The organism is Actinoplanes sp. NPDC051346, from assembly GCF_040682215.1.
In the GTDB taxonomy this organism is placed as follows: Bacteria; Actinomycetota; Actinomycetes; order Mycobacteriales; family Micromonosporaceae; genus Actinoplanes.
Window position 1 is genome coordinate 456,826 of sequence record NZ_JBFBAJ010000006.1, and the last position, 10,926, is coordinate 467,751.

At 74.0% G+C, this 10,926-nt stretch carries 7 protein-coding genes; 2 read left to right on the forward strand and 5 right to left on the reverse strand.

The window, feature by feature from the left end:
- Window positions 1–149: 149 nt before the first annotated feature.
- The gene (locus AB0M36_RS18320; protein WP_364158750.1) at window positions 150–2,813 is read right to left on the reverse strand and encodes an EAL domain-containing protein; all 2,664 of its coding nucleotides are present in this window, start codon (window positions 2,811–2,813) and stop codon (window positions 150–152) included.
- A gap of 201 nt (window positions 2,814–3,014) precedes the next feature.
- Here AB0M36_RS18320 and AB0M36_RS18325 point away from each other — a divergent pair, with 201 nt between their 5' ends.
- Entirely contained in the window at window positions 3,015–3,437 is a 423-nt protein-coding gene (locus AB0M36_RS18325; protein WP_364158753.1) for a DUF6188 family protein, read from the forward strand.
- 6 nt (window positions 3,438–3,443) lie between these two features.
- On the opposite strand, the gene AB0M36_RS18330 is transcribed toward AB0M36_RS18325, so the two are convergent.
- The 3 genes from AB0M36_RS18330 to AB0M36_RS18340 are packed head-to-tail and all read right to left on the reverse strand — an operon-like array spanning window position 3,444 to window position 7,345.
- Window positions 3,444–5,234, reverse strand: a complete 1,791-nt coding sequence (locus AB0M36_RS18330) for a GMC family oxidoreductase (protein WP_364158756.1) — start codon at window positions 5,232–5,234, stop codon at window positions 3,444–3,446.
- Complete coding sequence (locus tag AB0M36_RS18335; RefSeq protein ID WP_364158758.1) at window positions 5,227–6,642, reverse strand: hypothetical protein; 1,416 nt, start codon at window positions 6,640–6,642, stop codon at window positions 5,227–5,229. Before AB0M36_RS18335 ends, AB0M36_RS18330 begins: the two co-directional genes overlap by 8 nt.
- Window positions 6,581–7,345: a GntR family transcriptional regulator gene (locus AB0M36_RS18340; protein ID WP_364158761.1), complete on the reverse strand. Its 765-nt coding sequence runs from the start codon at window positions 7,343–7,345 to the stop codon at window positions 6,581–6,583. Before AB0M36_RS18340 ends, AB0M36_RS18335 begins: the two co-directional genes overlap by 62 nt.
- A 51-nt stretch (window positions 7,346–7,396) precedes the next feature.
- Between AB0M36_RS18340 and AB0M36_RS18345 the strand changes: the two genes are divergently transcribed.
- Complete coding sequence (locus AB0M36_RS18345; RefSeq protein ID WP_364158764.1) at window positions 7,397–9,859, forward strand: glycoside hydrolase family 2 protein; 2,463 nt, start codon at window positions 7,397–7,399, stop codon at window positions 9,857–9,859.
- A gap of 18 nt (window positions 9,860–9,877) precedes the next feature.
- Here the strand turns inward: AB0M36_RS18345 and AB0M36_RS18350 are convergent, their stop codons facing one another.
- Window positions 9,878–10,813, reverse strand: coding sequence for a GGDEF domain-containing protein (locus AB0M36_RS18350; protein ID WP_364158767.1), 936 nt, complete (start codon window positions 10,811–10,813; stop codon window positions 9,878–9,880).
- Between the last annotated feature and the right edge of the window lie 113 nt (window positions 10,814–10,926).

A 10,926-nucleotide genomic window follows, 5' to 3' on the forward strand; every position in this document is an offset into this window, starting at 1 on the left:
GTCCGCCAGCCGCGGCCCCCCGTTATGAGTCGCGGTGGGCTGTCGGACATCGTTCGGGGTCGGGTGCCTCGTGGATGACGAGTGTCGGCTAGGTGACTGCGGGCCGTCCGCCCGGCCCTCCGGCCGCGAACCGCTCTACTGGCGGGTGCTCACGCCGCCGTGGCCGGACGCAGCGTCGGCGCGTCCAGCTGGGCTTCGAGGGCCTCGGCGGTCAGCGGCCGGGCGAAGTGGAAGCCCTGCGCCTGCCGGTATCCCAGCTGATGAAGGCGGTCCGCCTGGGCGGCGGTCTCCACACCCTCGGCGACGGCTTCCAGCCGCAGGGCCCGGGCGATCTCGCCGATGGACGTGGCGATCGCCTCCTGCTCCACGGTGCCGCCGACGCCGTCCACGAAGGACTTGTCCACCTTGATGACGTCGACCGGGCAGGTGCGCAGCAGGCCCAGCGAGGAGTGGCCGGTGCCGAAGTCGTCGAGGGCGATGCGGCAACCGAGCTCGCGCAGGCCGGCGACCGTCTGGGTCGCGCTTCCGCCGCCGAACACCGCCGTCTCGGTGATCTCGATGACCAGCCTGGACGGTGCCAGTCCGCTCTCGGCCAGCACCGCCGCCACCGTGTCGACGAACGACGGTTCCTGGAGCTGCCGGGCCGAAACGTTCACGTTGATCTTGCTGGGAACGCGGTCGCCGTGGCGGAGCTGCCACTCGGCGCCCTGCCGGCAGGCCTCCCGGAGCACCCACTCGCCGACCGGCACGATGAGACCGGTGCGTTCCGCGGCCGGGATGAAGTCGGCGGGGGAGACCAGTCCCCGCACCGGGTGGTGCCAGCGCACCAGCGCCTCGACGCCGATGAGGTCACCGTCGGGCAGCGCCACGATGGGCTGGTAGAGCAGGTGGAACTCGTCTCGTTCGAGGGCCTGGTGCAGTTCGGCCGCGAGCTGGGCGTGCTCCTGGGCGGCCGCGTCCATGCCCGGCTCATAGCGCACCCAGCGGTTGCGGCCGGACTCCTTGGCGGTGTACATCGCGACGTCCGCCTGGCGCAGGAGCTCCATGGCCGTGGACTCGCCGTGCTCGGCGGTGCCGCTCCCGGCGGTCGTCAGGCCGACGCTGCCGTGCACCACCAGCTCGTAGTCGGCGGCCGCGATGGGCCGTGCCAGGGCCGTGAGGATCCGCTGGGCGGCCTCGGCCGCCTCGTCGGCGCCGGCACCCGGCAGCAGCAGCGCGAACTCGTCACCGCCGAGCCGGGCGAGCAGATCGCCGGTGCGCAGGCAGTCGCTCAGCCGCTCACCGATCGCCACGATCAGCGCGTCACCCACGGTGTGTCCCAGCCGGTCGTTGACCGCCTTGAAGTCGTCCAGGTCGACCAGGACGATGGCGGCCCTCGCGCCGGAGCCGGCCTCGTCGAGGACCCGCGAGGTGCTCCGGGTGAACAGCTCCCGGTTCGGCAGCCCGGTCAGCAGGTCGTGGTTCGCCCGGTAGGCCAGCTCGTCCGAGTGCTGCCGGGCCTCGGTGATGTCGCGCCCGGTGCTGACGACCCCGCGCACGTTCGGTTCGTGCAGCAGATTGGTGTTGATGACCTCCATCCAGCGCCAGGAGCCGTCGGCGTGCCGGTAGCGCGCCTGCCAGACCGACCGGCACCCGAACCTGCTGAGTGCCGCCGTCAGGGCGCTGGTGGCCGGCTGCCGGTCGTCGGGATGGATGTAGTCGATCACGGACGTGCCCTCGACCTGCTCCGGGGTGTACCCCAGCGCGCGTTCGAGGCCAGGGCTGGCGTAGAGCAGGATGCCCCGCACGTCGATGATCGTGATGATGTCGTTGGCCTCCTGGGCCAGGTGGCGGAAGCGGGCCTCCTGGCGGCCGAGGTCGAGCATGCCGGCGTCGAGGCGGTCGAGCAGCCGGCCGTTGTCGCGGAACACGAACATCTGGCGTACCACGACGAGCAGCGTCAGGCCGACCGCGCCGAGGGCCAGCCCGACGATCTGGGGCGTCGAGTCGCGCACGGCGTGCAGCAGCAGGACGCTCATGATCGCGACCCCGACGTACGGCAGCAGACTGGGGCGCCGGGCCCGGCCGGGGGAGTTCGGCGGCCGGGTCGCCGTCGCCGACTGGGTGCGGGCCGCGCAGGTCACCGTGAGCCCGACCAGCGCCGCGGCGAGCTGCACGGCGACGGGCTCCGGGCGGTCACCCAGCAGCGGGAAGTACGCGACGACGCCGACGACCGCCGACATCGCCCAGCCCAGGCCGCGCAGCGCCCTGCGGTCGATCGTCGGGGAGCCGGCCAGCGCGATCCTGGCCGTCACCATCATGACGAGGAACACGACGATGATCAGCTGTCGCGCGGCGGGCGGCGGACCGGCACCGTCAACCTGTAGGTACCAGGCGAGTAGGCCGCCGGCGAGCACCACGGCCGCGATGTCCAGCCACATCTCTCTCTGGCGGCTGGGGTCGAAGGGACCCGCGGGCAGCCCGGCGAACGCCCAGAGCGCGAGCCCGGCGGCGGCGCCGTACCCTGCCGCGACGGGGTGCCAGCTGCCGGCCCCGGCGACGGCTTCCCAGGCGCTGACGGCGACCGCCCCGCTGCCGGCGGCGAGGGCCGCGGCCAGCCGGCCCCAGAACCGGCGGACGGCACCGGCGGGCGGCGCCTGCCGTGTGACCAGCACGCAGGAGGCGGTGGCCAGCGGGAGGGCACCGGTCGCGGCGAGCAGCGGCAGCCAGGCCGGCAGGTCACCGGTCAGCAGCGTGGCGGCGTACAGCAGTCCCGTGAGCGCGGCGAGGGCGGCGTTCGCGCGTACCAGCCGCGTCTGTGCCCGACCCGCCATCACCCATCCTGCTTCTCATCCCCGACACGTCGCCAACTAAGTCGGCCGTCCGGGGCCCCACTTGAGCGGTCGCGGCCCGGCGGGGGCGGCACGGGCCTCAGGGATACCTGCGGCGCCTTTAAGGCTCTCTTATGAAACCGCGGGCTACGGTCCTGCCCTCAGTGTTCCGACGAGCCGATCGAGGTATTCATGGTGCCGGTCATGGTCGCCGAAAACGCGCTGCGGCTTCCGCGGGAAGCGGTGTCGATCAACCTGCTGGTCGGGCAGCGGCTGGAGTCCGTGCGGCTGGGTCACGCCATCGTCCTGAGCTTCTCCGGCGGCCGCCAGGTGGTGATCGAATCCCTCGTCCACCTGAGCGGGCCGGGCGGCCGCGCCGAGGTCCAGCCGGGCGAGAATCCCTCGGACGTCCTCGCGACGCTGCTCGGCGAGGTGGTCCAGGTGGCGCGGGCGCACCACACCGGCGAGCTTCACGTGGCTTTCGGCAGCGGGTCGCGGCTGTCGGTCGATGTCGATCCCGACTTCGAGTCCTGGGCGGTCACCGGCCCCGACGGGTTGCACATCGTCTGCCTGGCCCGCGGCGAACTGGCCTTCTGGGGCGACGCCAGAACCTCGGCGCGGCGGTGAGGGGCGTCACGCCGACGACGCCGCGGTGCGGGCGATGGCCAGCGCGATGGCCATGATGCTCAGTTGCGGGTTGACCTGCGGGCAACTGGGCAGCACGGACGCGTCGGCGACCCAGACGCCCTGAACGCCCCGCAGCGCTCCGGTCGGATCGACCGGCGCCCGCTGCGGGTCGGCTCCCATCCGGACACTGCCGGTGGGGTGGAAGGCTGCCAGATGCAGGTGGCGCGGGTCGGCGGTCGCGACAGCGTCGCGGAGCTCGTCCAGATTTTTCGCGTACGGGCGGTGCGCCAGTCCGGTGAGGATTTCCCGCGCGCCGGCGGCGAAGAGCAGCCGCCCGATGGATACGAGGGCGAGGCGTAGCCGGTCGGCGTCGGTCGGGGCCAGCCGGTATCGCACGAGGCGCGCACCGACGCGGCCGGACGGCTGGTCGGCGATCATGGCTCCCACGGTCGCCAGACGGTCCGCGGTCGCGAGTTCCTCGCGCAACGCCCGGCCGATGCCGGGCGGGACGAACGACATCAGTCCCGGCGGGCCGGCGGTGGCCTCGATGAGCACCCCATCGTCGTGCAGCTCCTCGACGCCGACGCTCTGGAGGACGCCTTGCCAGGCGGTGACCGGCTCGTCGAACCGGCCCGCCATGCTGACCGCCGGGTGCACCGCGAGGCCACGGCCGAGCCCGGGGTGGTCACCGAGCCTTGACCGGGCCAGCAGTCGGGGCGTTTCCAGGGCCCCGGCGGCGAGGACGATCAGGGGCGCGGCGATCAGGCGACGACCGAACCGAACCCCTACGGCACGACCCCGGGTGGTGACGATCCGATCGACCCGGGCCCCCGTGACCACGACCGCGCCGGCCGCGCACGCCTGCGGCAGGGCGTTAAGATGTACGCCGTTCTTGGCGTTGCGGGGGCAGCCGACCACGCATTGGCACGAGCCGGCGCAGCCGGGGGCGTTGCGGCGCAGTGGCGCGGCGCGCCAGCCGAGGGCTTCGGCGCCGGCGAGCGCGAGCAGGCCGTTGCGTCCGAGCACGTCGATCGGTTGCGGCGCCACCCGCAGGGTGCGTTCGACCTCGTCGAGCAGCGGGCCGAAGCGGTCCGGGTCCGCGTACGCGAGCCCGTGCACGTCCCGCCAGCGCTGCAGGACGCGGTCGGGGGTGCGGTAGCAGGTGCCCGAGTTGACCAGCGTGGTGCCGCCGACGGCACGGCCCTGGGGGAGCAGCACCGGCGGCGTGCCGAACGCCACGGTGGCGCCGCCGTCGCGGTACAGGTCGACGAAGCGCTCGGCGGGGGGCCGGCGTCGGAACTCCGCCGCGGTGAACCGCCGTCCCTCCTCGAGGACCACGACCGTCAGCCCGGCCCGGGCCAGTTCGCGGGCGGCCATCGCTCCGCCGGCCCCGGAACCCACCACGACGGCGTCGGCGCGGCTGCGGTGCGGCCAGTCGTCGGCGGCGACGCAGGTCAGTTCGGGTTCCGGGGCGGCGTCACCGGCGGCCGCGACGGGCGCGGCGGCCGCGGCCAGCATCAGCGGCGGCTTCAGCGCCTCCACCAGCGCCCGCCCGCCGGGACGGCCGGACAGCGCGACGAGGAACGCTTCCCGGGCGCCCGGGTCGAGCCGGGACAGCGAGCGGCCGGCGAAAACCCGGGCGGCCAGGTTCAGTCCCGTGCCGGCCGCGCCCAGCCCGAGGCGTACCGGGCCGGGAAAGGCGCCGGCCAGGCGGGTCAACTCCGCGGCGACCCGCCGGCCCTCGTCGGTGTCGGTGCCGAGCAGGGCCGCGGCGACACCCGCCAGGTGCTCAGTCACGCTCGCCCACCTCGGCGTGCGCGGTGCCGTTGAGCTCCCAGCGTCCTTCCTCCCGCCAGCCGCCGGGCCGGCGCCGCTCCAGCCGGATCACCGCGTCGGAGACCTCGCAGTTGTGGCAGACCGCGGGGGAGCCGTCCGGGTCGGCGTACGGCACGGCGAGGGTCCGCTCGGGCGGCATGGTCACGGCGATGGAGATCCGGTGCTCGCCGCTGCGGCCGGTGACCGTCCAGCCGGGACGTCCCAGGCGGGCGCGGAAGTGCCGGGCCGCCAGCAGCGGATCGCCGGCCGGCAGCTCCAGACCGCCGACGCGGAGCCGGACGAAGGGCAGCGGGGGGAGGCGGTTCAGGCCGGGGCGGGTGGAGACGGCCGCCACCACCTCGCAGACGTCGCCGCCGCCCAGGTCGGCGTGCAGCCACGCCCACCGGCGGGCGTTGCCGTGGCCGTAGATGTGTGCGGTGTTGCCGGGCGCGTCGGTGAGGGTGAGCTCGCGGTCTCCGATGTGGATCGAGCCGCTGAACCGGCCGCTGGGTAGCGGCACGATCTGGGCGGCCGGCAGCAGCTCGCGGTGCCAGGCCCAGCGGGGAAAGGTGTACAGCGGGGTGCCGCCGCCGGTCATGCGCAGCGCCCAGCGGAGGTCGCCGGCCGAGCCGGTCAGCTCGTCCGCCGTGGCGGTTACCCCGGCGGCGGCGTACCCGTCGATCGTCGGAGTGACCGGCCAGGGAGCGGGACCGAACCGGGCCCAGACCGGGGCGGCGTCGCCGGCGAAGACGGCGGCCCACCCGTGTGCCCGGGCCGCGGAGCCGTCGGTGGGTGCCACCAGCTCGTGGTGCAACCAGATGCCCGTGCCGGTCACCGGATCCGTCACGGTCGTGTACCAGGCTTCGAGCCGTCCCGGCTGTCCCCGCCACCGCGATCTCAGGAGGGTGTCGGCGGTGGCACGGGTGTCCGGGGCCGCCGGCCAGGGTCGGCGGGTGCGGTGCATCCGCATCCTCAGCAGGAACGGCAGGAGCTCGCTGCGCAGATCGAACACGAGGCGGGCCTCGCCGACCACGGCGCCGGCCGCGTCGAGCACGCGGGCACGCAACCGCGTCATGCTGTGCAGCGGCCGGCGGACCGTCACGGACTTGCCGCCGTCGAGCCACAGGCGCCGGCCGTCGAGGGCGGTGAAGCCCAGGCGGTAGCCGATCCAGCCGGCCCGCAGCGGGGCGATGTCCATCGTGCCGCTCGCGGCCGCGTCGTCGGCGAAGCCCGGCACGTGTACGGACCCGGCCGCCTCCGCGCGCAGGTCTGCGAAGGGATGCACGGCGCCGGGCGCGCTGACCCGCAGCGTCAGCCGGATGGGTAGCTCATCCGGCCGCCCGGTCAGCCGTACCGTTCCCGTCATCGTCTCGCTCAGGGTCGTGATCACCGGCGTCTCCCAGCATGAGTCGTTCGGTACACAGGTAGTAGGCGTCGGCCGCGGCGTGGGCGGCCGTGGCGTCACCGGAGCCCACCGCTTCCACCAGCGGCGTGATGCGGTCCGCGGCCACCGCCGCGTCGGCGAACGGGCCGGCGAACAGCTCCCGCACGTCGGCGTAGGCGCGCAGCAGCGAGTTGACGAGCAGCTCGTACACCCGGTTGCCGCTGGCGGCGGCCAGGGCGTGGTGCACCTCGGCCTCGGCCAGCTGCGCCGGGTCGCCGCCCGGCGCGGCGGCGATCGCGTCGCGCAGCCGCAGGAGCTGACGCCGTTGGTCCTCGGTGGCCTGCTCGGCCGCCCGGGCCGCGATCAGGGACCCGACCTCGCGGCGCACGGCGAACATCTCCGCCAGCCAGCTCGGCCCGTCCAGGCTCACCAGGAACGGCAGCAGATCCGGGCCGGCGGTGCGCCGGAAGTCGCGCACCCGGGTGCCGACGCCGTGGCGGGTCTCCAGCAGACCGGCCTCGACGAGCCGGACCAGCGCGTGCTTGAGCGACGTGCGGGTCACCCCGTAGCCGGCGGCCAGCTCCCGCTCGGGCGGAAGCAGGCTGCCGGCGGCGTATCGCTCGGTGAGGACATCGGCACGCAGCCGCGTCACCAACGCGTCGACGACCGTGTCACGGGCAATGGGCGAGTGGATCAGTGGATCAGCCACTGTCGTACTGTGTCAGTCTCGGTGACGTTCGTCAATCCCCTACCGTCGTGAGTGAGAGAGGACGTCCGCATGGTGCAGGTCGAAGATCTCGGCGGGACGTGGGAGCTGCGGGTCGGCTCCCACGGCCCGCTTCTTCCGCGGGCTCGGGCGCTGGTCGGCGTCACCGTCCCGGCGCGGGTTCCGGGATGCGTGCACACCGACCTGATGAACGACGGTCGGCTCGAGGATCCCTTCCGCGACGACAACGAGACCGCGGTCGCCTGGGTCGGGCGCACCGACTGGCGGTACAGCCGCGAGGTGACCTGGAACGGGCCGGCGCCGGAGCGCCTCGACCTCGTCTTCGAGGGGCTCGACACGGTGGCCGCGATCGACCTCGACGGCGTCGCCCTCGGCGCGACCCGCAACATGCACCGCGGCTACCGGTACGAGGTCACGGCGCTGCTCGACGGTGTGCCACGGCAGCTCACCGTGAGCCTCACGTCGGCGTACACCGAGACGGCGCGGGTTCGTGAGCTGCTCGGGCCGCGACCCAACGCGTACCCCGAGCCGTTCAACCTGATCCGCAAGATGGCGTGCGGCTTCGGCTGGGACTGGGGGCCGACCCTGGTCACCGCGGGCATCTGGCGGCCGGTGCGGCTCGAGGGCTGGAGCACGGCGCGGCTGGCCGCCGTCCGTCCACTGGCGACGTACGAGGACGGCGGCCGGCTGGACGTGGCCGTCGACGTGCGACGCACCCGGGACCGCGACCTGCGCGCCCGCGTGCTGCTCGACGGGCGGGAGATCGCCGAACTCGACCTGCCGGGCGGCGCGACGGTCGCGCACGCGGTCGTCGACGCCGGCGAGGTGACCCCGTGGAACCCGCGCGGCTACGGCGAACCCGCGCTGTACGACCTGAGCGTCGAACTGCTCGACGGCGACCGGCTGCTCGACCGGTGGCGGCGCCGCACCGGGTTCCGCACCGTGGAGATCGACCTGGCCGGCGGCGGATTCGTGGTCCACGTCAACCACGAGCCCGTGCTTGTCAAGGGCGTGAACTGGATCCCGGACGACATCTTCCCGGCACGGATGAGCCGGAAACGCTACGAGCGGCGGCTGCGCGAGGCCGCCGACGCCGGCGTCAACCTGATCCGGGTGTGGGGCGGCGGCATCTACGAGGACGGCGCGTTCTACGAGATCTGCGACGAACTGGGGCTGATGGTCTGGCAGGACTTCCTGTTCGCCTGCGCCTGCTACCCCGAGGAGGAGCCGCTCTACTCGGAAGTGGTCGCCGAGGCCCGGGAGAACGTGCTCCGCCTGGCACCGCACCCCAGCCTGGTGACGTGGTGCGGCAACAACGAGAACCTGTGGCTGCGCGAGCCGTCCGGCTGGCCCGGGCAACCCGGCGGCGAGTTGAGCTGGGGCGAGAGGTACTACCTCGAGACGCTGCCGGCCATTGTCGCGGAGCTGGACCCGTCGCGGCCGTACCAGGCGGGCAGCCCCTGGTCGGGCAGCTGGGAGCAGCCGCCGAACGACCCGGACCACCAGACCCACCACAGCTGGGAGGTGTGGAACCGGCGGGACTACCGGCACTACCGGGACTCGGCGCCGCGATTCGTCGCCGAGTTCGGCTGGCAGGCGCCGCCGGCGTGGACCACGCTGCGCGACGCGGTGTCCGACGAGCCGCTGCTGCCCGACTCCCCGGGCGTGCTGCACCACCAGAAGGCCGAGGACGGCAACGGCAAACTCGCCCGCGGCCTGGCTCCCCACTTCGGCGAGCCGGCGAGCACCGAGGCCTGGCACTACCTCACCCAGCTCAATCAGGTACGGGCGGTCCGCACCGGCGTCGAGCACTGGCGCTCGCACTGGCCGCACACCGGCGGCACGATCCTCTGGCAGCTCAACGACCTGTGGCCGGTCACCTCGTGGGCGGCGATCGACGGCGCGGGACGGCACAAGCCGCTCTACTTCGCCCTGCGCGAGCTCTACGCCGAGCGTGCCTTGACGATCCAGCCCCGCGACGGCGTTCTCGTGGTGGCCGTCCTCAACGATCACCCCGCCGCATGGACCGCGACCCTGCTCATCGAGCGCCAGGACGCCGGGGGTGCGGTGTGCGCGACCGCGACCGAGCGGGTGTCCGTGCCCGGCCGGTCGGTGGCGCTGGTGCCGGTGCCGGCCGCCGTCGCCGACTTCGGTGACCCGGCCGCCGAACTGCTGGTCGCCCGGCTCGACGAGGCCCGAGCCCTGTGGTTCGCGGCCCGCGATCGGGACTTCTCCTACGGCGATCCCGCGCTCACCGTCGACGTCGAGCCCGTCCTCGGCGGGCTCGACGTCCACGTCCACGCGGCCGCTCTGGTGCGTGACGTCCTGCTCCAACCCGACCGCGTCCACCCGGAGGCGGTGGTCGACCGGGGCTTCGTCACCCTGCTGGCGGGCGAGTCCGCCGTGTTCCACGTTCGCGCCCCGGTGGAGCTCGACGCCGGGCTCATCGAGGCGCCGTGGGTGCTCACCGACCTATCCTCCGTGCTGCGCCGGTGATCAGCCCGGGAAAGCGGCTCAGGCCGCGGCGCGGCGATACCCGCCCCGCCCGGCCTTCTCCGCGTAGAGCTGGGCGTCCGCGCGCGCGTACAGCAGATCGAAGTCGCCGCCGTCGGGGCCGAGGGTCGCCAGGCCCATGCTGGCCGCCGTGCGGACGGCCAGAGCGTCGCGCAGCCGCTCGGCGACGGCGGAGGCGTCCGCCGAATCCGGCGAGGTGAGCAGCACGACGAACTCGTCGCCGCCCAGCCGGCCGACGGCGTCAGGCCGGTCGACGTTGGCGCTCAGGGTGGCGGCCACCCAGCACAGCAGCTCGTCGCCGGCGGCGTGCCCGTGCAGGTCGTTGACCTGTTTGAAACCGTCGAGGTCGTAGATCAGCAGGGAAACCGTGCCGGCCCGCCCTGCTTCGGCGGCGAACCGTTCCTCGAAGCCGCGCCGGTTGAGCACATCGGTCAGCACATCGATCCGCGACACCCGCGTGAGCCGCCACCGCTGCCGCGCCGCGGCCTTGCCCTGCTCACCGCAGGCGATCGACACCGCGACGGCGCCGGCGAGGAACAGGACGGCGTACCAGCCGCTCGACACGCCGACCCAGACCGCGACCGCGGCGTACACCGCGGAAGAGAGGGTGATGATGGGGATCGCCACCCGGGCGGGGGTGCTCAGTGCGATCAGTGGCATCGGCAGCAGCAGACTGAGCGCGCAGACGGAACTGGCGCCGCCGTCCAGGGCGCTCAGGACGCCGCCCATGGCGACCAGCACGACGGCATAGGTCAGCATCAGCTGCCGGGCGGAACCCGCGCGGCTCAGCCGGTCGCTGCGGAGAATCAGCCCGACGGCGAAGACGCCTCCGAGAGCGGCGAGCAGGCCGATCGCGAGCCGGTGCGGCTGCCCACCGGCGAAGACGACGGCGTAGAGCAGGCCGATGCACGAGTCGACCACGGTGACCCAACCCATGTCGGGGGGGGGGGGCCGCCGCCGCGCGGACGCGCCGGACCCCCCCCGCCGCGCGCCCCCGGCGGGCCCCGCGGGGGGGGGGGGCCCACCCCGGGCGGGGCGCCGGGGGGGCG

What these genes read in the sequence shown, in the direction of transcription:
- AB0M36_RS18350 (WP_364158767.1), bottom strand. Translation starts at nt 10,813, where the DNA reads ATGGGTTGGGTCACCGTGGTCGACTCGTGCATCGGCCTGCTCTACGCC.
- AB0M36_RS18320 (WP_364158750.1), bottom strand. Translation starts at nt 2,813, where the DNA reads ATGGCGGGTCGGGCACAGACGCGGCTGGTACGCGCGAACGCCGCCCTC.
- AB0M36_RS18325 (WP_364158753.1), top strand. Translation starts at nt 3,015, where the DNA reads ATGGTCGCCGAAAACGCGCTGCGGCTTCCGCGGGAAGCGGTGTCGATC.